At 66.4% G+C, this 21832-nt stretch carries 19 protein-coding genes; 4 read left to right on the forward strand and 15 right to left on the reverse strand.

The genetic code is table 11. From position 1 onward, the window contains the following. Positions 1-56: 56 nt before the first annotated feature. The 3 genes from nrdE to nrdH form a co-directional block, all read right to left on the reverse strand. On the reverse strand, positions 57-2162 hold the full coding sequence (gene nrdE, locus AC1C2S_RS04750) for a class 1b ribonucleoside-diphosphate reductase subunit alpha (protein WP_495353190.1): 2106 nt from the start codon (positions 2160-2162) through the stop codon (positions 57-59). A 20-nt stretch (positions 2163-2182) separates the two neighbouring features. Continuing rightward, complete coding sequence (nrdI, locus tag AC1C2S_RS04755) at positions 2183-2605, reverse strand: class Ib ribonucleoside-diphosphate reductase assembly flavoprotein NrdI (protein ID WP_495351391.1); 423 nt, start codon at positions 2603-2605, stop codon at positions 2183-2185. Between the two features lie 69 nt (positions 2606-2674). Further along, entirely contained in the window at positions 2675-2908 is a 234-nt protein-coding gene (nrdH, locus tag AC1C2S_RS04760; protein ID WP_056005481.1) for a glutaredoxin-like protein NrdH, read from the reverse strand. 560 nt (positions 2909-3468) lie between these two features. Here nrdH and AC1C2S_RS04765 point away from each other — a divergent pair. Beyond that, positions 3469-4266 carry an alpha/beta fold hydrolase gene (locus AC1C2S_RS04765; protein ID WP_495351392.1) on the forward strand — a complete coding sequence of 266 codons (798 nt, stop codon included), beginning with the start codon at positions 3469-3471 and terminating at the stop codon, positions 4264-4266. A gap of 103 nt (positions 4267-4369) precedes the next feature. Here AC1C2S_RS04765 and AC1C2S_RS04770 read toward each other — a convergent pair whose 3' ends face one another. Then, entirely contained in the window at positions 4370-4945 is a 576-nt protein-coding gene (locus tag AC1C2S_RS04770; RefSeq protein WP_495351393.1) for an HhH-GPD-type base excision DNA repair protein, read from the reverse strand. 50 nt (positions 4946-4995) lie between these two features. Between AC1C2S_RS04770 and AC1C2S_RS04775 the strand changes: the two genes are divergently transcribed. From AC1C2S_RS04775 to AC1C2S_RS04785, 3 genes are all read left to right on the forward strand, one after another. Further along, positions 4996-5187 (forward strand): hypothetical protein, encoded by a 192-nt coding sequence (locus AC1C2S_RS04775; RefSeq protein WP_495351394.1) that lies wholly within the window; start codon positions 4996-4998, stop codon positions 5185-5187. Between the two features lie 50 nt (positions 5188-5237). Then, entirely contained in the window at positions 5238-5621 is a 384-nt protein-coding gene (locus tag AC1C2S_RS04780; RefSeq protein WP_495351395.1) for a glyoxalase superfamily protein, read from the forward strand. Positions 5622-5945: 324 nt separating this feature from the next. Further along, positions 5946-6701, forward strand: a complete 756-nt coding sequence (locus AC1C2S_RS04785) for a hypothetical protein (protein ID WP_495351396.1) — start codon at positions 5946-5948, stop codon at positions 6699-6701. 8 nt (positions 6702-6709) lie between these two features. Here the strand turns inward: AC1C2S_RS04785 and AC1C2S_RS04790 are convergent, their stop codons facing one another. The 11 genes from AC1C2S_RS04790 to AC1C2S_RS04840 all read right to left on the reverse strand — a co-directional run bounded on the left by AC1C2S_RS04790 (position 6710) and on the right by AC1C2S_RS04840 (position 21800). Next, the gene (locus AC1C2S_RS04790) at positions 6710-7765 is read right to left on the reverse strand and encodes a LacI family DNA-binding transcriptional regulator (RefSeq protein ID WP_495351397.1); all 1056 of its coding nucleotides are present in this window, start codon (positions 7763-7765) and stop codon (positions 6710-6712) included. A gap of 27 nt (positions 7766-7792) precedes the next feature. Further along, entirely contained in the window at positions 7793-9037 is a 1245-nt protein-coding gene (gene mmsB / locus AC1C2S_RS04795) for a multiple monosaccharide ABC transporter permease (RefSeq protein WP_495351398.1), read from the reverse strand. A 46-nt stretch (positions 9038-9083) separates the two neighbouring features. Continuing rightward, positions 9084-10610 carry a multiple monosaccharide ABC transporter ATP-binding protein gene (gene mmsA / locus AC1C2S_RS04800; RefSeq protein WP_495351399.1) on the reverse strand — a complete coding sequence of 509 codons (1527 nt, stop codon included), beginning with the start codon at positions 10608-10610 and terminating at the stop codon, positions 9084-9086. A gap of 134 nt (positions 10611-10744) precedes the next feature. Further along, the gene (gene chvE, locus AC1C2S_RS04805; protein WP_495353191.1) at positions 10745-11824 is read right to left on the reverse strand and encodes a multiple monosaccharide ABC transporter substrate-binding protein; all 1080 of its coding nucleotides are present in this window, start codon (positions 11822-11824) and stop codon (positions 10745-10747) included. Between the two features lie 190 nt (positions 11825-12014). After that, positions 12015-13529, reverse strand: a complete 1515-nt coding sequence (gene araA, locus AC1C2S_RS04810; protein WP_495351400.1) for an L-arabinose isomerase — start codon at positions 13527-13529, stop codon at positions 12015-12017. Between the two features lie 44 nt (positions 13530-13573). Next, on the reverse strand, positions 13574-15190 hold the full coding sequence (locus AC1C2S_RS04815) for a xylulokinase (protein ID WP_495351401.1): 1617 nt from the start codon (positions 15188-15190) through the stop codon (positions 13574-13576). Further along, complete coding sequence (locus tag AC1C2S_RS04820) at positions 15190-15996, reverse strand: L-ribulose-5-phosphate 4-epimerase (RefSeq protein ID WP_495351402.1); 807 nt, start codon at positions 15994-15996, stop codon at positions 15190-15192. The genes AC1C2S_RS04815 and AC1C2S_RS04820 overlap by 1 nt, the downstream gene beginning before the upstream one ends. Before the next feature lie 421 nt (positions 15997-16417). Beyond that, a complete protein-coding gene (locus AC1C2S_RS04825) occupies positions 16418-17536 on the reverse strand; it encodes a substrate-binding domain-containing protein (protein ID WP_495351403.1) in 1119 nt (372 codons plus the stop codon). A 77-nt stretch (positions 17537-17613) separates the two neighbouring features. Then, positions 17614-18969 (reverse strand): multiple monosaccharide ABC transporter permease, encoded by a 1356-nt coding sequence (gene mmsB, locus AC1C2S_RS04830; protein WP_495351404.1) that lies wholly within the window; start codon positions 18967-18969, stop codon positions 17614-17616. Continuing rightward, positions 18966-20510 (reverse strand): multiple monosaccharide ABC transporter ATP-binding protein, encoded by a 1545-nt coding sequence (mmsA, locus tag AC1C2S_RS04835; RefSeq protein WP_495351405.1) that lies wholly within the window; start codon positions 20508-20510, stop codon positions 18966-18968. The genes mmsB (AC1C2S_RS04830) and mmsA (AC1C2S_RS04835) overlap by 4 nt, the downstream gene beginning before the upstream one ends. Positions 20511-20711: 201 nt before the next feature. Beyond that, complete coding sequence (locus AC1C2S_RS04840) at positions 20712-21800, reverse strand: LacI family DNA-binding transcriptional regulator (RefSeq protein ID WP_495353192.1); 1089 nt, start codon at positions 21798-21800, stop codon at positions 20712-20714. Between the last annotated feature and the right edge of the window lie 32 nt (positions 21801-21832).

The raw sequence follows: 21832 nt of genomic DNA on the forward strand, positions 1-21832 counted from the left end.
GTGGATGTCTCTGTGCGGGGTCTCGATACGGCGCTGGCGCGCCTACTCGACCAGCGTCAGAGCATGCACGAGACGCACTCCTCCAAATTCGTGCCCTCGAGGGCCATCTGACGCAGGCGGATGTAGTAGATCGTCTTGATCCCCTTCTTCCATGCGTAGATCTGCGCCTTGTTGATGTCGCGGGTCGTCGCGGTGTCCTTGAAGAAGAGCGTGAGCGAGAGGCCCTGGTCGACGTGCTGCGTCGCCGCGGCGTAGGTGTCGATGACCTTCTCGTAGCCGATCTCGTACGCGTCCTGGTAGTACTCGAGGTTGTCGTTCGTCATGAACGCCGCCGGGTAGTAGACACGACCGAGCTTGCCCTCTTTGCGGATCTCGATCTTCGACGCGATCGGGTGGATCGACGCCGTCGAGTTGTTGATGTACGAGATCGAACCGGTCGGCGGCACGGCCTGCAGGTTCTGGTTGTAGATGCCGAACTCGGCGACAGACGCCTTCAGCGCCTTCCAGTCCTCCTGCGTCGGAATGTGCACGTTCGAGTCCGCGAAGAGCTGCGTGACCTTCGCGGTCTCGGGCACCCACGCGGCATCCGTGTACTTGTCGAAGAACTCACCCGACGCGTACTTGGAGTCTGCGAAGCCGTCGAAGGTCACGCCGCGCTCCTTCGCGATGTTGTTCGACGCCTGCAGCGCGTGGAACAGCACCGTGTAGAAGTAGATATTCGTGAAGTCGATGCCCTCTTCGCTGCCGTAGAAGATGCGCTCGCGGGCGAGGTAGCCGTGCAGGTTCATCTGGCCGAGGCCGATGGCGTGCGACTTGTCGTTGCCGTCTTCGATCGAACGCACCGAGGTGATGTGGCTCATGTTCGACACGGCGGTGAGGCCGCGGATGGCGGTGTCGACGGTCTTGCCGAAGTCGGGCGAGTCCATCGTGAGCGCGATGTTGAGCGAACCGAGGTTGCACGAGATGTCTTTGCCGATCTCGTTGTAGCTCAGGTCTTCGTTGTACGTCGTCGGCGTGTTCACCTGCAGAATCTCGCTGCACAGGTTCGACATGTTGATGCGGCCCTTGATGGGGTTCGCCTTGTTCACCGTGTCTTCGAACACGATGTAGGGGTAGCCGCTCTCGAACTGGATCTCGGCGAGGGTCTGGAAGAACTCGCGCGCGTTGATCTTCGTCTTCTTGATGCGGGGGTCGTCGACCATCTCGCGGTACTTCTCGGTGACCGAGATGTCGCCGAACGGCTTGCCGTAGACGCGCTCGACGTCGTACGGCGAGAAGAGGTACATGTCTTCGCCGTTCTTGGCGAGCTCGAACGTGATGTCGGGCACGACGACGCCGAGCGAGAGCGTCTTGATGCGGATCTTCTCGTCGGCGTTCTCACGCTTCGTGTCGAGGAACCGCATGATGTCGGGGTGGTGGGCGCTGAGGTACACCGCACCGGCACCCTGGCGGGCACCGAGCTGGTTGGCGTAGCTGAAGGAGTCTTCGAGGAGCTTCATCACGGGGATGATGCCGCTCGACTGGTTCTCGATCTGCTTGATCGGGGCGCCGGCCTCACGGATGTTGCTCAGCGAGAGAGCGACACCGCCGCCGCGCTTCGACAGCTGCAGGGCGGAGTTGATGCCGCGCGAGATCGACTCCATGTTGTCTTCGATGCGCAGCAGGAAGCAGGAGACGAGCTCGCCGCGCTGCGCCTTGCCCGTGTTGAGGAAGGTCGGCGTGGCCGGCTGGAAGCGGCCGCCGATGATCTCTTCGACGAGGTTCACGGCGAGCTTCTCGTCGCCCTGCGCGAGGCCGAGAGCGGTCATCACGACGCGGTCTTCGAAGCGCTCGAGGTAGCGCTTGCCGTCGAACGTCTTGAGCGTGTAGCTCGTGTAGTACTTGAACGCACCGAGGAACGTCTCGAAGCGGAACTTCTTCGCGTACGCGAGGTCGTTGAGCTTCGTGATGAACTCGAACGAGTACTGGTCGAGCACGGCCTGCTCGTAGTACTCCTTCTCGACGAGGTAGTCGAGCCGCTCTTTCAGCGAGTGGAAGAAGACGGTGTTCTGGTTGACGTGCTGCAGGAAGTACTCCCGCGCGGCTTCGCGATCCTTCTCGAACTGGATCTGGCCGTCTTCGCCGTAGAGGTTGAGCATCGCGTTGAGCGAGTGGTAATCCATCGCCGTGCGAGGTGCGTCGATCACTGCGACACCGTCTGTAACTGCTGAGTTCGCCAAAATGCGTCCAATCCATCGTCGACGGCGCGAACGTCGTCAGGTGTTCCGAATACTTCGAAGCGGTAGAGGTGCGGCACCCCGGTCTTGGTGGCGATGATGTCGCCGGCAAGACCGAAGGCCGACCCGAAGTTGGTGTTGCCGGCGCTGATCACGCCGCGGATGTTCGAGCGGTTGTCGGGATCGTTGAGAAAGCGGATGACCTGCTTCGGAACGGCGCCGTTGCCGTCGCCGCCGCCATAGGTCGGCACGACGAGCACGTACGGCTCGTCGACGTGCAGTGCTTCTTCACGAGCATGCAACGGGATGCGGGCCGCAGTGCGACCGAGCTTTTCGATGAAACGCTTCGTGTTGCCCGAAACGCTCGAGAAGTAGACCAAATTCGTCATGGTTACCCTCCCTCGTTCGCTGAGCCTGTCGAAGCGAACCCCCGCTCCTTCGACAGGCTCAGGGAGAGCTCAGGCGAGGCGCGAGGCGAGTTCGTCGATCTTGTCGGGGCGGAAACCCGACCAGTGGCCTTCATCGGTGATGACGACCGGAGCTTGCAGGTACCCCAGTTCCTTGACCTGCGCAAGCGCGCTCTCGTCGACAGAGAGGTCGAGCACTTCGTACTCGATGCCTTTGCTGTCGAGGGCGCGATACGTCGCATTGCACTGCACGCAAGAAGGCTTGGTGTAGACCGTGACCGTCATTGTTTTCCCCTCGTTCTCAGGCTCTGGAGGAGCCCGTCCCCCGGTGTTTCTTTCGTTCTTCAATACTACATCTAGTGTTCGCGGAACTCGACTGCCACAACATGCAGTAGTTACATTCGTGTAGTTATCCACTGGGTTATCCACCGGTTGTGAACAATGGATGCCACTGCGACCGGCGGATTCTCGGGGCTCCGACCCGGGTTATCCACACCCGCCGAGTTCGAAATCTCTTGGCCTGTGGACGGATGTCGGGCGTGTCGCGAATCGGAACCCTTGGGGGCGATGCGCCCCGCCGACCCCTACATATGGTGTTGTAACCCCCACGATGCCACCACCCACCGACACTCCCGCGCGGCCCGTCGGTCGAGTAGCGACGAAGGAGCTCGCACCCGTCGGTCGAGTAGCGACGAAGGAGCGTATCGAGACCCACCCGCGCCCGCAGCACCCGTCGGTCGAGTAGCGACGAAGGAGCGTATCGAGACCCACCCGCGCCCAGCCCCCTCTCGTTGTCGCGCCTCGGCCCGCGGCGTAACCTGACCCCGAGCGAAGGAGCCCGCCTGATGACCGAGTACGTGACATCCGCCGACGGCACGCGCATCGCCTACGACCAGCAGGGTTCGGGGCCGCCCGTGATCCTCGTCGACGGGGCGTTGCAGTTCCGCGCCTTCGATCCGGCCACGACCGAGATGGCGAAGGAACTCGCCGGTCACGGCTTCTCCGTCGTGCACTACGACCGGCGCGGCCGCGGCGAGAGCCCCGCCGAGGCGCCGATCACCCTCGAGCAGACCCTCGACGACCTCCGCGCGCTCATCGACGAGGCGACCGAGGGCGCCGACGACGCCGTCGCGTTGTTCGGCAGCTCGTCAGGTGGGGCGATCGCCCTCGCCGCGGCATCCGCCGGCCTGTCGATCTCGAAGCTCGTGCTGTGGGAGGTGCCGCTCAACGCCGAACTCGGTACCGAAGGCGAGCAGTTTCTTGCCGGTCTTCGCGAACGCATCGCGGCCGGCGACGGCGACGCGACCATCGAGTACTTCATGAAGGACATGCCGCCCGAGTGGCTCGCGGGGTCGAAGGCGAGCCCCGGCTGGCCGATCATGACCGCGATGGGGCCGAGCCTCGAGCCCGACTCCGAGGCGCTCGCCTGGACCCAGAGTGCACCTCGGGCGTCGCTCTGGGCCGCCGTCACGCAACCGACGCTCGTGCTCATCGGCGAGCAGACCCTCGAAACCATGCGCACCGCAGCCGACTCGCTCATCGCGAACCTGCCGAACGCGGTGGCCGGCACGGTGCCCGCCGCCGAACACGCCTGGGAGCCGAAGTCGATGGCACTGACGATCGCGGAGTTCCTCGTCGGCTGAGATGTGGCGCGTGCGCGGGTGCCTCAGCCTGTCGCGGGTTCCTCGTCGGCCGATCCCGCAGGCGCCCGCGCCCGCGAGACTCAGGGCGCCCGCGCCCCGGGACTCAGCCCTTCGCAGCCTTCGCCGCCGCCTTGGCCGCCTGCTTCGTCGCGCGCACCTTGGCGAGCGACTCGGGGTCGACGATGTCGGCGACCGAGCGGAACGCACCCTCGTCGCCGTACGCGCCCGCGGCCTCACGCCAGCCCGGCGCCGTGAGCCCGCATTGCTTGCCGAGCAGCGCGAGGAAGATGCGCGCCTTCTGGTCACCGAAGCCGGGCAGCTTCTTCAGTCGCGCGAGCACTTCGGCTCCGTCGGGTTCGCCTTGCGTCCAGATCGCGGATGCCTCGCCGCCCCAGTCGGCGACGACGGCCTCGGCGAGCCCTTGCACGCGACCGGCCATCGAACCCGGAAAACGGTGCACGGCCGGCGTCTGCTTGAACACCTCGACGAACGCCTCGGGCTCGTAGCCCGCGATCGTCGCCGGGTCGATCGAGCCGATGCGCGAACGGATCTTCTCAGGCCCGGCGAATGCGGACTCCATGGATACCTGCTGATCGAGGAGCATTCCCGTGAGCAGCGCGAACGCGTCGGCGCTGAGCAGCTCGTCGGCGGCCTGCTCCCCAGTGATGTGCAATGCCATGCGCCCATCCTTCCACCCGGGCGCGCATGCCGCACGGGTCGCCCAGACGGATGCCTCCGCGCCACCGCCTCCTCTTCCTCCTCTTTCTCTTCTTCTTGCTCTCCTTCCTCCTCTTCCTCCTCTTCCTCCTCTTGCTCCTCTTCCTCCTCTTGCTCCTCTTCCTCCTCGTGGCGCGGCGTGAGCCGCGGCATCCGCAGCGCTCGAATGCGGACGGAAATTGGCCGCATCGTTGTCTACCGTGAAGGCAAGCGATTCGATGGAACGGATCGCATCGAATCCCCGAGGAGTCACCATGGACTGGAAGATCGAACTCATCCACGTGCCCGTCACCGACATCGACCGCGCGAAGGACTTCTACGTGAACAAACTCGGCTTCAACGCCGACCACGACCAGGTGGTCAGCGAGGGCCTGCGCTTCGTGCAACTGACCCCGCCCGGATCGGCCTGCTCGATCGCCATCGGCGAAGGCCTCGGCGGCACACTCGAGCCCGGCACGCTCGACGTGATCCAGGTCGTGATCGCCGACGCCGACGCCGTGCTCGCCGACCTCCGCGCGAAGGGCGTCGAGGCCGAGGGCGTTGACGAGCAGGCGTGGGGTCGTTTCGTCACGGTGAAAGACCCCGACGGCAACACCTGGACCCTGCAGCAGCTGCCGGACTGGAGCCAGCAGGGGTAAGACCGCGGTCGCGGCGTCCGCGACCGTGCATAACTCCGGAGATCCGGACGCAACCACGGCGCGCCGCGTCAGGTGAGCGGCGTGTCAGCGGCGAACTCCGGAGTTGTGCACGGCGAGCGGCGGATGTCGCGGCCACTGGCTCGCACGTGCGGATTCATACCAGACCGATTACGGGATGCATCGCGCACCAAGCCGGCCCCCGCTCCGGCGCAGCGCGGCGCGGCGCGGCGCGGCCGATGGTGTCGCGTTCTGAGCGCGCATATTCGCGGCCCCTGCGGAGCCGACCCCCCTCCCGCCCGGAGTGCCGGCGCGTAGGCTGGCGGCATGTCCGACCTCTCGCGCCACCTGCCGCTCAGCCAGCGCGTGCAGCATGACGAGTCGGGTGTGTCCTCGCACTGGGATGCCGAACTCGCCGCCGTTCTCGGTTCCCTGGTCGACGGTCTCCGCACGCAGCCGCCTGAAGCGTGGCACGTCCCGACGCTCCGCCGCGGCTGGACGGTACGGATGTCGGCCGCGTTCATCGTGCAACAGCTCACCACTCCCGTCACGCGCCGCGTCACTGCCGCCGCCCTCGGCCTCGCCGAGCACGTCTTCAGCCGGAACGCCGCCGAAGCGGCCTCCGCCCTGAAGGCAGCCGATGCGACGAACCCCGAGGAGACGCTCGACGCCCTCGCCGCCGTCGTCGCCTCCGCCACGGCAGCCACTGCGCCCGGCGCCGGCCGCATGGGCATCCGCCAACTCGAGACGACCGTCGTCGGCGGCCTCGACATCGCACTGCCACTCGGCATCGAACTCGCCCTCCCTCCAGCGGCGACCGGCGCCGTCGCCCTGCGACGCGCCCTGGCTGCGCCGGTGGAGATCAAGGCCGTCATCCGCGGCCACTCGCTGCGCGCCACGGATGCCGGCTGGAGCTTCGGCCGCGGTCCCGAACTCGTCGACACGGCTGCCGGCCTGCTCCTGTTCCTCTTCGACCGCAGCGACGTGCCGCCGCATCCGCGCGGCGACCTGAGCACCGACAACGGCAATACGAGCACCGACGGCGACGGGGCGACGAACGGGAACAGCAGCGCACCGCGCTGACCGTCGACTCAGACTCGCGCCGTACTGCTGCGCACCACGAGCTCGGGAAGTCGGGCGATGCGGTCGGGAGCATGCTCCTCATCTCCGAGCACGTCGAGCACGTTCGCCATGATGTCGCGCCCGAGCCCCTCGAAGTCCTGCCGCATGGTGGTCAGCGGCGGGGCGAAGTGCGCGGCTTCCGGAATGTCGTCGAAGCCGATCACGCTCACGTCTTCGGGCACGCGGATGCCTGCGTCACCGAACGCGTGCAGCACGCCGAGCGCCATCTGGTCGTTGCCGACGAATACCGCCGTGAATTCGCCGCCGTCGAGCTCGCGGTTCGCGGCGAGCGCCTGCCCGGCACGATAGCCGGACTCCGACGTCCAGTCCCCCATCACCGGCTCCGACGCCGGGAGGTCGTGGTCGTGCAGGGCCGCGGCCCAGCCGCGCACGCGCTCGCCGGCGTCCATCGAATCGGGAAGCCCGGCGACGTGGCGGATGCGCCGATGCCCGAAGGCGATGAGATGCTCCACGGCGACGCGGGCGCCGTCGTACTGGTCCATGGCCACCTGGTGCATACCGTCGACCGGCTCCGAAGCCAACCCGACGAGCGGCACCTCGATCTCGATGCTGCGGGTGGCGGTAATCGCCGCCCGCTCGCCCGAGATCAGCACGATCGCCGAGACGTTGTGGCGCACCATCATCGAGACAGCGGCGCGCAACGAGGTCGCATCCACTTCACGCATCGCCACCTGGGTGACCGTGAACTCCGCCTCGCGGGCGGCCTCGTTGAAGCCGAGCGCTGCGTTCGACGGCCCGTAGTCCGGCCGGCCGGCCGTGATGAGGCCGATCGTCTGGGATCGGCGGGATGCCAGCGTGCGTGCGGCCGGCGATGGCGTGTACGACAGCTCGCCCATCGCCTGCTGCACTCGCGTGCGGGTCGAGGCCCTCACGCCGGGCAGGTCGTTGAGCACCCGCGAGACGGTCTGGTGCGAGACACCCGCGAGCTTGGCGACGTCGAACATCGTGGCCGGCTGATCACGGCGCGCGGATGCCGCGGCGGGAGGCGCAGGTGCATCCGTCATGGCATCCCTCTCTCCACCACGCGGGATCTACGCGCCGCCGGAGCGGCGCTTGTTGTACACGTCGAACGCGACGGCGAGCAGCAGCACGAGACCCTTGACCGCCTGCTGCCACTCGATGCCGATGCCCATGATCGACATGCCGTTGTTCAGCACGCCGATGATGAGACCACCGATGATCGCGCCGCCGATCGTGCCGACGCCACCCTGCACCGCTGCCCCGCCGATGAAGGCGGCGGAGATGGCCTCGAGTTCGAAGCCGTCACCGGCCTTCGGGCCGGCGAGGTTGAGGCGGGCGGTGAAGATGAGACCGGCGAGTGCGGCGAGGAAGCCCATGTTGACGAACAGCCAGAAGTCCACGCGGCGGGTCTTGATGCCCGAGAGTTCGGCCGCGTGACGGTTGCCGCCGATGGCGTAGATGTGGCGGCCGAAGACCGAGCGGTTCATCACGACGCCGTAGACCATCACGAGCACCGCCAGGATGATGAGCGTCACCGGGATGCCCTTGTACGAGGCGAGGGCGTAGACGAAGAAGCCGATGGCCAGCGAGACGAGCACGAGCTTCGTGACGAACCACACGATGGGCTCGACATCCTGGCCGTACTTCTGGCGTCCGCGGCGAGTGCGCGCCTGCTGCACGATGAGCGCGAGGATGGCGATCACGCCGATGCCGAGGGTGAAGATGTCGGGATCGGATTCGCCGAAGATGCCGTTGACGAAGCCGTTGCCGAGGGCGCGGTACTCCGTCGGGAAGGAGCCGATGTTGGCGTTGCCGAGCACCACGAGCGCGAGACCACGGAAGATGAGCATGCCGGCCAGCGTCACGATGAACGCGGGTATGCCGACGTAGGCGATCCAGAATCCCTGCCAGACGCCGACGAGGGCGCCGATCGCGAGCGAGAGGATGACGGCGAGCCACCACGGGAGGCCCCACGTCACGGCGAAGAGACCGGAGCAGGCGCCCACGAAGGCGGCGACCGATCCCACCGACAGGTCGATGTGACCGGCGATGATGACCATCACCATGCCGATCGCAAGAACCAGGATGTAGCCGTTCTGCACGATCAGGTTCGAGATGTTCTGCGGTCGCAGCAGGATGCCGTCGGTCAGGAAGGAGAACAGCACCACCACGATGATGAGGGCGATGAAGATGCCGTTCTTGCCGAGGTCCGACAGGATGTGACTCAGGCGGTCGGTGAATTTGTTCTCGACCGGGTTGATGTTGCCGCCGACGGCCTCGGACTCCGTCTGGGTCGGCGTGGTTGGGTCTGACATTTTGTCTCCTCTGAGGGGCTGGAAGGAAGGGCCGCGAGCGTCGGCGCTAGCGGGGCTTCTCCATGGTCATGAGCTTGAGAACCGATTCGGGGCTCGCTTCCTCGATGGGAAGCTCCCCCGTGATGCGTCCTTCGGAGAGGGCGTAGATGCGGTCGCAGATGCCGAGCAGCTCGGGCAGCTCGGAGGAGATCACGATGACGCCCTTGCCCGCTGCCGCGAGCCGGTTGATGATCGTGTAGATCTCGTACTTCGCGCCGACGTCGATGCCGCGAGTCGGCTCATCGAGGATGAGCACATCGGGGTCGGAGTAGATCCACTTCGACAGCACGACCTTCTGCTGGTTGCCGCCCGAGAGCTTTCCGGTCTTCACGAGCACGCTCGGCGCCTTGATGTTCATCGAGGTGCGGTACTCGTTGGCGACCTTGAACTCCTCGTTGTCGTGCACGAGGCCGAACTTCTCGAGTTTGCCGAGCGACGCCATCGAGATGTTGCGCTTGATGTCGTCGATGAGGTTGAGACCGAAGGTCTTGCGGTCTTCAGTGGCGTAGGCGATGCCGTTGCCGATCGCCTCCGACACGGTGCGCGTCTTGATCTCCTGGCCGCGCTTGAAGACCTTGCCCGAGATGCGCGATCCGTAGCTCTGGCCGAACAAGCTCATCGCGAACTCGGTGCGACCGGCGCCCATGAGGCCGGCGATGCCGACGATCTCGCCCGCACGCACGTTGATGCTCACGTTGTCGACCATCACGCGCGAGGTGTCCTGGGGGTGGTGCGCCGTCCAGTCCTCGACCCGCAGCAGCTCTTCGCCGATGTTCGGCGTGTGCTCGGGGTAGCGGTGCTCGAGGTCGCGGCCCACCATGTCCTTGATGATGCGCTCTTCCGAGACATCCGCCTTGGAGATGGTCTCGATCGTCTTGCCGTCGCGGATGACCGTGACCGTGTCGGCGATCTTCTTGATCTCGTTGAGCTTGTGGCTGATGATGATCGACGTGATGCCCTGCTCTTTGAGGTGCAGGATCAGGTCGAGCAGGTGATCGGAGTCCTCGTCGTTCAGCGCCGCGGTCGGCTCGTCGAGGATGAGCAGCTTCACGCGCTTCGAGAGCGCCTTGGCGATCTCCACCAGCTGCTGCTTGCCGACCCCGATATTCATGATCTTCGTCGTCGGGTTGTCGCGGAGGCCGACGCGGTGCAGCAGCGTCTGAGCTTCGTGGTTGGTCTTGTTCCAGTCGATGAGCCCGCCGCGACCCTTGACCTCGTTGTTGAGGAAGATGTTCTCGGCGATCGAGAGGAAGGGACTGAGGGCGAGCTCCTGGTGGATGATGACGATGCCCTTGGCTTCGCTATCGGTGATCTCCTTGAACTCGACCACCTCGTCTTCGAAGACGATGTCGCCTTCATAGGTACCGTGGCCGTACACCCCCGAGAGCACCTTCATGAGGGTGGACTTGCCGGCGCCGTTCTCGCCGCAGATGGCGTGCACCTCGCCGCGCGCGACCTCGAGGGTCACGTCCGAGAGCGCCTTCACGCCCGGGAAAGTCTTCGTGATGCTGCGCATCTCGAGAATGTTCGTCATTGATTCTCCTGCTTCCTTGACGGATGCCTGGACTGCTCAGCGGCGTCCGCGTGCCGGGGCTTGGTGCGAGAGTACTCGCCACCGGGCCCCGGCACGCGACCGTCGATCAGCGCCTGATCGGGAAGACCGAGCGATCAGCCAGTGATCTCTTCTTCGGTCCAGTAGCCGCTGTCGACGAGGATCTCGTTGATGTTGTCCTTGACGACGATCTGCGACTCGAGCAGGTACGACGGAACGACCTTCTTGCCGTTGTCGTAGTCCTCGGTGTTGTTCACCTCGGGCTCTTCACCATTGAGCAAGGCGGTCGCCATGTCCACGGCCACGACCGCGAGCTGGCGGGTGTCCTTGAAGATGGTGGCGTACTGCTCGCCGGAGTTGATGGCCTTGACCGAGTCGAGCTCGGCGTCCTGGCCGGAGATGATCGGCCACTCGGCGCCCACGGTGTAACCCGCGTCCGTCAGAGCCGAGATGATGCCGCGCGACAGGCCGTCGTAGGGCGAGAGCACCGCGTTCACCTTGGAGCCGTCGGAGTAGCTCTTCGTGAGGATGTCCTCCATGCGGCTCTGGGCGACCTCGCCGTCCCAGCGCAGCGTCGCCGCCTGCTCGAAGCCGGTCTGGCCGCTCTTGACGACGAGCGTTCCGTCGTCGATGAGGGGCTGGAGGGTGTCGATCGCGCCGTCCCAGAAGAAGGTGGCGTTGTTGTCATCCGGCGAACCGGCGAACAGCTCGATGTTGAACGGGCCGGCGGGAGCACCGTCGACCGGCTCGCCCTCGAGGTCCGTCAGGCCGAGGCCGCTGAGCAGCGAGGTGGCCTGCTGCACACCGACCTTGTAGTTGTCGAACGAGGCGTAGTAGTCGACGTTCTCGCTGTCGCGGATGAGACGGTCGTAGGCGATGATCGGGATGTCGGCGTCAGCCGCATCCTGCAGCACCTGCGTGAGGGTCGTGCCGTCGATCGAGGCGATGATCAGGGCCTCCGCGCCCTTGGTGATCATGTTCTCGATCTGCGAGACCTGCGTGGGGATGTCGTCCTCCGCGTACTGGAGGTCGACCTTGAAGCCCTGCTCCTCGAGCTGCTCCTTGACGGCGTTACCGTCCTGGATCCAGCGTTCGGAGCTCTTGGTGGGCATCGCGACGCCGATGAGGCCGCCGTCGCCGCCCCCGTCGCCCGCGTTGTCACCGGATCCGCCGGAGCAGGCCGCGAGCGCGAGCATCGAGCCCGCTGCCAGCGTTGCGAGAAGAACCTTCTTGGTGGTCTTCACTGTGTTTCCTTTCACTGATGGACGTCGTTGTTCACCTGGGCGGTGTGCGGCTTCGATGTCGTCCATGAAGCATCGAATCCACTGCCGACGGCCGAAGCGGCCGTACGGCGGGTGTTCAGTTGTGTGATTCGGCTGTGCTTGGTCACAGTCCTTGCGCCAGGCGGTAGTACGCCTGGTTCCAACGCACCTCGCGCGCGAAATCGCGCTGGGTGGTGGTCTCATCGATCACGAGCAGCTCGGTGCGAGCAATCTCGGCGAAGTCACGGAACACGTCGACGCCCACGGCGGTCGACATGACGGTGTGGTGCGCGGCACCAGCGGTCAGCCAGCATGCGGCACTCGTGGCGAAGTCGGGCGCCGGCTTCCAGACGGCGCGCCCGACGGGCAGTTTCGGCAGATCGGGCGCCGACACGTTCTCGACCACGTTCGCCGTGAGGCGGAAGCGGTCGCGCATGTCGGAGAGCGCCACGACGACGGCCGGGCCGGGGTCGGCAGTGAAGACGAGACGCACGGGGTCGTCCTTGCCGCCGATGCCGAGCTCGTGGATCTCGAGCGTCGGCTTCGACGTCGTCAGCGACGGGCTCACCTCGAGCATGTGCGCCCCGAGGATTCGCTCCTGCCCGGGCACGAGGTCGTAGGTGTAGTCCTCCATGAGGCTCGCGCCACCGGGGAGGCCTGCGCCCATCACGTTTGCGACGCGCACGAGGATGGCGGTCTTCCAATCGCCCTCGGCGCCGAAGCCGTAGCCCTCGGCCATGAGTCGCTGCACGGCGAGGCCGGGCAGCTGCTTGAGGGCGCCCAGGTCTTCGAAGCTCGTGGTGAAGGCACCGAAGCCGCCCTCCTCGAGGAAGGAACGCAGTCCGATCTCGATCGCCGCACCGTCGCGGAGGCTCTGGTGGCGCTCGGCGCCCTTCCGCAGCTCGGGGACGACGTCATAGAGCTCCTCGTACTCGGCCACGAGCGCGTCGACGGCCGTCTCGGATGCCGCGGCAACGGCATCCGCCAGTTCGTTGACGCCCCAGGTGTTGACCTGCACACCGAAGCGCAGCTCGGCCTCGGTCTTGTCGCCCTCGGTCACCGCGACGTAGCGCATGTTGTCGCCGAAGCGGGCGAGCTTGAGGCTGCGCGATGCCGCCCAACCGGCCGCTGCGCGCTGCCAGGTCTCCACCTGCTGCTGCACGACCGGGTTCGACACGTGGCCGACGACCGTCTTGCGGGCGATGCCGAGGCGGGTCTGGATGTAGCCGAACTCGCGGTCGCCGTGGGCCGCCTGGTTGAGGTTCATGAAGTCGAAGTCGATCTCGCCCCACGGCAGCTCGACGTTGGCCTGGGTGTGCAGGTGCAGCAGCGGCTTCGCCAGTGCGTCGAGGCCGGCGATCCACATCTTGGCCGGGCTGAAGGTGTGCATCCAGGCGATGACGCCGATGACCTTGTCGACTGCATTGACCTCGAGCGCGAGGCGGCGGATCGCATCCGAGTCGGTGAGTACCGGCTTCCAGACGACCTTCACCGGAACGCCCGTGCCGAGTTCGTCGGCGATCGCGCGCGACTGCTCGGCCACCTGGGCGAGCGTCTCCTCCCCGTAGAGGCCCTGGCTCCCGGTGAGGAACCAGACCTCGTACTCGTCGAGGGAGGTGGTGAGGGGCGAGCGGGTCATGTGTCGTCTTCCTGTGTCGGTTCGTTGGATTCGGATGCGCCGGGTCAGAGTGCTTCGACGGCGGCGGCCTCGGCCGAGAGGCCAGCCCGGTAACGGTCGAGGAACACCGCGAAGCCGGCCACGTCCTCTTCGACGGGCGTCACGGTGTCGAACTCGGCCCGGGCGAAGACGCTCTCGGCGAGGTAGGCGCCGAGGTCGGCGTCGGGCGCAGCCGAGAGATAGGAAGCGAGCACGGCGATGCCCCATGCACCGCCTTCCGAGGCGGTCTCGCCGACGGCGACCGGGGCGTCGAGTGCGCCGGCGAGCAACCGCTGAGCGACACCGGCGGTACGGAAGATGCCACCGTGAGCGAACATCCGCTCGATGGCGACGTCTTCACCGGCGAGCACGCGCATGCCGAGGCTGAGAGTTCCGAAGACGCCGTACAGCTGCGCGCGCATGAAGTTGGCGAGCGTGAGCCGACTGTCGGGAGTGCGGACGACGAGGGGTCGGCCCTCCGTGAGCCCGGCGATCGGCTCCCCGGCCAGGTGGTTGTAGGCGAGCACCCCACCTGCGTCGGCCTCGCCATCGAGCGCCTCCCGGAAGAGCACCTCGAAGACGGCGTCGGTGTCGGCTTCAGCCCCGGATGCCGCGGCGAACCGGGTGAACAGGCCGACCCAGGCCGCCAACTCGCTCGCGCCGTTGTTGCAGTGCACCATGGCGACGGGATCGCCCGCCGGGGTCGTGACCACGTCGAGTTCGTGGTGCGCGTGCTGGAGTGGTCGCTCCAGCACGACCATTGCGAAGATGCTCGTGCCTGCGCTGACATTGCCCGTTCGCGGCGCAACCGAACACGTCGCGACCATGCCAGTGCCGGCATCGCCCTCAGGAGGGCACAGCGGCGCACCCGGCTGCAGGCTTCCCGAGGAGTCGAGGAGTGCCGCGCCCTCGGCGGTGAGCCGTCCGGCCTCACGTCCGGCGACGAGTACCTCCGGCAGCAGTTCGGCGACGCGCATGCCGGGCGCCCGCTCGGCGACGAGTTCGTCGAAGTTCGCGAGGAGCCGCCCGTCGTAGTCGAGCGCCCCGGAATCGATCGGGAACATCCCGGATGCATCGCCGACGCCGATCGCCTTCCGGCCAGTGAGCCGCCAGTGCACGTACCCGGCGAGAGTGGTGAGGAAGCTGATCGCGGGAACGTGCGGCTCCTCGTCGAGGATCGCCTGGTGCAGGTGGGCGATCGACCACCGCAGCGGAATGTTGACGCCGAACCGCTCGCTCAGCTCGGCGGCCGCCGGCCCGGTCGACGTGTTGCGCCACGTACGGAACGGCACGAGCAGCTCGTCGTTCGAATCGAACGCGAGGTAGCCGTGCATCATCGCCGAGATGCCGATGGTGCCGAAGGACTGCGGCACGACGTCGTAGCGCGCTCGCACGTCGGCGACGAGGTCTGCGTACGCCGCCTGCAAGCCCGACCAGACGTCTTCGAGCGAATAGGTCCAGACGCGGTCGACGAAGCGGTTCTCCCACTCGTGGCTCCCGGTGGCGAGCACGACGGCCGGATCCTCGCCGACCAGGCACGCCTTGATGCGGGTCGAACCGAGCTCGATGCCGAGCGAGGTGCGTCCCTCGAGGATCGCCGCGGCTGCATCGGCACGGGCCCGCTGGTTCGTCGGCTCGGCCATCAGCGCGCATCCCCCGCCTGCGCGGCTGTGCCGATCTGCCCGGCTCCGCCTTCTGGACGGGCATCCCCGGTCTGCCCGGCTGCGCCTTCTGGACGGGCATCCCCGGTCTGCCCGTACACGTTCTGGTAGCGGTCGTAGAGGCGGTCGATCGCGTCCTGCGGAATCGGGATGAGCGGCCCCGCCTCGCGGGCGAAGTGCACGCTGCGCGCGACATCCTCGACCATGACGGCGGCCTTGACTGCACTCTTGGCATCGGCGCCGATCGTGAACGGCCCGTGGTTCGCCATGAGCACCGCGGGTGAACGGTGCCCCGTCAGGGTCTCGACGATGCCGCGGCCGATCGAGTCGTCGCCGATGATCGCGAACGGGCCGACCGGCACCGGCCCGCCGAACTCGTCGGCCATCGCCGTGATGACGCACGGGATCTCTTCACCTCGCGCTGCCCACGCGACGGCGAAGGTCGAATGGGTGTGCACAACGCCGCCGACCTCCGGCATGTGTCGGTACACGTAGGCGTGCGCCGCAGTATCGCTCGAGGGGCTGCGGTCGGAGCCGGGCGTGCCCGGAATCACGTTGCCGTCGAGGTCGCACAGGATCATGTTCTCGGGTGCGAGCTCGTCGTACGAAACGCCTGAGGGCTTGATCACGAAGAGGTCGGCGCCCGGCACCCGGCCAGAGACGTTGCCGCCCGTCCAGACGACGAGTCCGTAGCGGGTCAATTCGCCGTGCAGCCCGGAGACGTCGTCGCGAATCCGCGCAATCGAGGCCTGGACCTCGGGCGCGAACTCGGGCGCCGTGCCGCTCATAGAGACTCCTTCGTCGATTACGTTAGCGCTAACGAAGCCCTATGTTAGCGCTCACGACGACCGCTGCAAAACCTCGGCTCACGATGCCGGGGTCCGACTCAGGCGAGCGGATGTCGCGGCATCCGCTCGCCCTGCCGCCGTGCACAACTCCGGACCACGGATGCCTCGCCCGGCGGGTCGTGAGCCGTTGACGGCGTGTCGGCACGCCTGCTCCGGAGTTGTGCACGGTCGCTCCGGGCCCGCGTCCAGGCGAACCGCCACCACGCAGCACCCGCACCCGCCGCAACATCCGTGACCCGCCGCAGCAACCGCCACCACGCAACATCCGTGACCCGCCGCAGCAACCGCCACCACGCAACATCCGTGACCCGCACGAAGGCCCCCGGTCCCGAGGAACCGAGGGCCGACGTGCGTGGGGTGACTAGCCCGCCGCGTTCACGATCTCGAGGAGGTTCGGGTTGTTGGCGTATGCCTCAGCCGCGTTCTCCTTCGTCACGATGACCGGCGCGAGCAGGTAGGCGGGAACGATCTTCACGCCGTTGTCGTACTGCTCGGTGTCGTTGACCTCGACCTCTTCGCCCTTCTGGAGCTGCTGGATCATCTTGATCGTCTGCTCCACGAGGAGGGTCGTGTCCTTGTTGATGGTCGAGAACTGCTCCCCGGCCATGATCGACTTGACCGACTCGACCTCGGAGTCCTGACCGGTGACCGTGATGGTCGCGATGTCCTTGCCGGCCTGATTCACCGACGTGATGATCGCGCGAGCGAGCGTGTCGTTCGGCGAGAGCACACCGTCGATGGCGGCGGTCCCGTACGTCGAGGTCAGGATCGAGTCCATGCGGCTCTGAGCGTTCTCGGCTTCCCAGCCCTGCGTCGCCGTCTGAGCGATGTCGGTCTGGCCCGAGGCGACGACGAGGGTGCCGTCGTCGATCTTCGGCTGGAGAACCTCCATGGCGCCGTTGAAGAACACGGCGGCGTTGGCGTCATCGGGCGAGCCCGAGAACAGTTCGATGTTCCACGGAGCCCCGTGGCCCGAGCGCTGCTCGAGACCGTCGAGGAGCGCCTCGCCCTGCAGCTGGCCGACCTTGAAGTTGTCGAACGCGACGTAGTAGTCGACGTTCGGCGTGTTCTCGATCAGACGGTCGTAGGCGATGATCGTGACGCCGGCGTCGGCAGCCTGCTGCAGCTGCGTTCCGAGCTGCTTGCCGTCCTTCGCACCGATGACGATGACCTTCGCACCGTTGGTGACCATGGCCGAGATCTGGTTCTGCTGCTCGGCGACGGTGTTCGAGGCGGGCGCGTACTGCACGTCGCCCTTGAAGCCGGCCTCTTTCAGGCCGTCTTCGAACAGACCGCCGGCCAGTACCCAGTTCTCCGACGTCTTGTCGGGCAGTGCGACACCGATCGTCGAATCGGCTGCGAAACCGGCAGCGTCGGATGCTTCGCCCGTGTCGCCGCCACGGTCGCCACTCGCGCAACCCGCGAGGGCGAGTGCAGCGACCGCAGCGAGCGCGGTAGCCGCAAGAGTGATTTTCTTCATTGATCATTCACTTTCTGATTGGGATTGTCGGACTTCTCTTGGATGGTGACGAATGAGCGGATGCCGCGGCGGCGGCCTCAGCGCCGTGAAAGGTCCTCGGGCCGCGACGACACGTTGGACGGCCCGGTCGGAGCGACCGTCGGCGCCTCGTCCGGCGCCTGCGTCTCGAGCCGCGCCTTGCGCCGCGTCGACCAGATGCCGAGGATCGACGGGCGGCCCTGGCGCTTGCTCCAGACGTCGACCGCGACGGCGAGGAGGAGTACGAGCCCCTTGATGATCTGCACGACGTCGGCGCCGGCACCGATGAGTTGCAGGCCGTTGTTGAGGAACGCCATCACGAGACCACCGACGATCGAGCCGATCACGGTGCCGATGCCGCCCGAGACGGCCGCGCCGCCGATGAAGACCGCGGCGATCGCGTCGAGCTCCCAGCCGTTGCCGTCTTGCGGGCCCGAGGCCGTCGAACGGGCGACGAAGATCATGCCCGCGAGTGCAGCGAGCACCGACATGTTCATCATGACGAAGAAGTCGACGCGTCGGTCCTTGACGCCCGAGAGCGTCGCGGCGAGGCGGTTGCCACCGACCGCGTAGATGTGACGGCCGAAGATCGTGTTGCGCGTGATGAAGGAGTACAGGATGACGAGCACCACGAGGATGATGCCCGAGATCGGGAAGCTCGTACCGGGGCGCCCGGTGGCGAACAGCCAGGCCGCCCAAAGCAAGATGCCTGCGAGCACGATGACCTTCACGACGCTCACCCAGACGGGCGCCGAGTCGGAGCCCAGCTTCTTCTGCACACGGCGCATGTGGATCTCGTTCCAGACGATCCAGCCGGCACCGATGACGCCGAGCAGCATCGTCAGCACGTTGAAGTTCAGGGGCAACGCGAGCTCGGGCAGGTAACCGGCACCGATCTGGCCGAACTCCGGCGGCACGGGCGTCGTCGTCGACTGCCCGATGAACTGGTTGCCGCCACGGAAGATGAGCATGCCGGCCAGGGTCACGATGAACGCCGGCACACCGACGAACGCGACCCAGAAGCCCTGCCAGGCGCCGATCGCCGCGCCGACGGCGATGCCGAGCAGAATCGCGAGCGGCCACGGGAAGTTCCACTCCGCCATCGACTTCGCCACGATGATGCCCGTGAAGGCGGCGACCGACCCGACCGAGAGGTCGATGTGGCCCATGATGATGACCATCACCATGCCGATCGCGAGGATCAGGATGTAGGAGTACTGGTTGACGACGTTGATGAGGTTCGTCGGCGAGAGCGTCAGCCCGCCCGTCCAGATCTGGAAGATCACGATGATGAGGATGAGGCTGCCGAGGATGCCGAACTGGCGGAGGCTCGACTGGCCGCCTCCGAAGATCTTGCGGATGTCGGAGAGCCCGCCCTTCTTCTGGGCGGCCGGGTCGTTCGCCGTCGTGCTCATGCGTTCGCCTTCTTCTTCGTGGAGGTCATGCTGCGCATGAGCGCCTCGGGGTTTGCTTCGGATGCGGGGATGTTGTCGGTGATCTGACCTTCGAACACCGTGTAGATGCGGTCGGCGATGCCGAGCAGTTCGGGCAGCTCGCTCGAGATGAGGATCACGCCCTTGCCCTGCGCGGCGAGCGCCTGGATGATCGTGTAGATCTCGTACTTGGCGCCGACGTCGATGCCGCGCGTCGGTTCATCGAGGATCAGCAGGTCGGGGTCGGTGAACATCCACTTCGCGAGCACGACCTTCTGCTGGTTGCCGCCCGAGAGCTTCGACACGCCGGCGTCGACGCTCGGCGTCTTGATGCGCAACTGCTTGCGGTAGTCCTCGGCGATGCCGAACTCCTGCGAATCATCGATCACGCCTCGCTTGGCGATCTTCGAGAGCTTCGCGGCGACGATCGAGCGCTTGACCGTGTCGAGCAGGTTCAGGCCGAGCTGCTTGCGGTCTTCGCTGACGTACGCGAGGCCGTGGTTGATCGCCGACTCGACGTCTTTCAGCACGATCTCCTTGCCGTCTTTCACGATCGTGCCAGCGAGGTAGTTGCCGTAGGAACGGCCGAAGATGCTCATCGCGAGTTCGGTGCGACCGGCGCCCATGAGCCCGGCGAGCCCGACGATCTCGCCGCGGCGTACGTTCAGGTTCGATCCCTTGGCGACGAGCCGTTCGGGCACCTGCGGGTGCTGGATCGTCCAGTCCTTGACCTCGAAGAACACCTCGCCGATGTGCGGCGTGCGGTCGGGGAAGCGGCTCTCGAGCGAGCGGCCGACCATGCCGCGGATGATGCGGTCTTCGTCGACCCCGCCGGAACTGACGTCGAGCGTCTCGATCGCGTGGCCATCGCGAATGATCGTGATCTCGTCGGCGACCTCTTCGATCTCGTTGAGCTTGTGCGAGATCATGATCGAGGTGATGCCCCGGCCCTTGAGGCCGCGGATCAGGTCGAGCAGGTGCTGCGAGTCGTCTTCGTTGAGGGCGGCGGTGGGCTCGTCGAGGATCAGGAGCTTCACGTCTTTCGCGAGCGCCTTGGCGATCTCGACGAGTTGCTGCTTGCCGACGCCGAGGTGCTTGATCTGCGTGTCGGGGTCTTCGGAGAGGCCGACGCGCGCGAGCAGGTCGATGGCTCGCACCTTCGCTGCGCGCCAATCGATGCGACCGCCGTGGTTGATCTCGTTGCCGAGGAAGATGTTCTCGGTGATCGAGAGCTCTGGAATGAGCGCGAGCTCCTGGTGGATGATCGCGATGCCGGCCTGTTCGCTCTGGCGGATGTCCTTGAACGCCACCTCCTCGCCGCGGAAGATGATCTGCCCGGTGTAGGTGCCGTGGGGGTAGACCCCGGAGAGCACCTTCATGAGGGTGGACTTGCCGGCGCCGTTCTCACCGCAGATCGCGTGGATCTCGGCGGGCATGACCGTCAGCGAGACATCCGCGAGCGCCTTGACGCCGGGGAACTCCTTGGTGATGGAGCGCATCTCGAGAATGGGCTGCGGGCTCATCGGAGACCTCCTCTGGCGGCGGCGCGCTGGGCGGCCAGGGGCATGGCGAGCACCGATCCCGTCTCGCGGGGGTCCGCGAGGGGTGTCGTCGGCGACTGGTTCACGTGCGACCTCGATGTCAATCGTTCGGGGCGGTACCTGCGCTCGGCCACGTGTGACCGTTCACATCGACACCAATGCTGCATCTGAGTTTCCTCTCTGTCAAGCCGAGTCAGTCACGCTTGCATAACGGGGGCGCCGACCGGATGCCGCTGCCGACGAGCCTCGCGTGACGAGCCGCGGCACGATCTCCTCGACCTCGAGCATCTCGCGCCCGTGTACCTGGTTCAGAAGCAGCGCCACCGCGCGGCGCCCGACTTCGTGGAAGTCCTGGTGCACCGTCGTGAGCGGCGGCCACACGTGCTGGGCCACTGGAATGTCGTCGAAGCCGACCACGCTGACCTCGCCCGGCACGTCGAGGCCGGCATCGCGGAACGCGTGCATGAGGCCGATCGCCATCACGTCGTTCGCCGCGAACACCGCGGTGAAGTCGAGGTGGCGGCTGAGTTCTCGGCCCGCGAAATACCCGAAGTCGGCGCTCCAATCGCCGAGGATCGGAGGGTGCAGCGTGAGGTCGGCGTCGTCGATCGCGTCGAGGAAGCCGCGCATGCGGGCCTCGGCCTCGATCCAGTCCTGCGGGCCGGCCAGGTGCACGATCTCGCGGTGCCCGAGGCTCACGAGGTGCTGCGTGGCACGGCGCGCACCCGTGACCTGATCGATCGAGAGTGCCAGGTGATCGCTGCGCCCAGTGGACTGGAGGCTCACGAACGGCACGCCGATGGGCGACGCGGCGAGCACGTCGAAGACGCGCACCTGCGGGGCGATGACGACGAGCCCCTCGATCGCCTGCAGCATGAGGTGCTCGAGGGCGCCGGCGATGCCCTCTGGTGTGGCATCGGTGAGGTTCGCGGTGTTGACGTAATACCCGTGCTCGCGCGCCGCGTCTTCGATCGAGGCGATGCTCGTCGCCGGACCGTACTCGCTGCTCCGCGCCGCCAGCACCCCGATCGTGTGCGAACGACTCGTGACGAGCGCCCGCGCAGCGCGGTTCGGGCGGTACTGGAGCGTCTCCATCGCGTGCAGCACGCGCTCTTTGGTCTCGGGGCGGATGCTCGGATGGTCGTTCAGCACCCGCGACACCGTCTGGTGCGACACCTCGGCGAGGCGCGCCACATCGCGGATGCTGGGCGCCCGCCCTTTGGGAGTCTCAGGTATCAATGTCAGACCGTTCACCCCGATGTGCACGTTCACATCGGCGGCGGTTCCATTATGCACGCGCGCAC

The organism is Agromyces sp. Y782 (assembly GCF_059445405.1).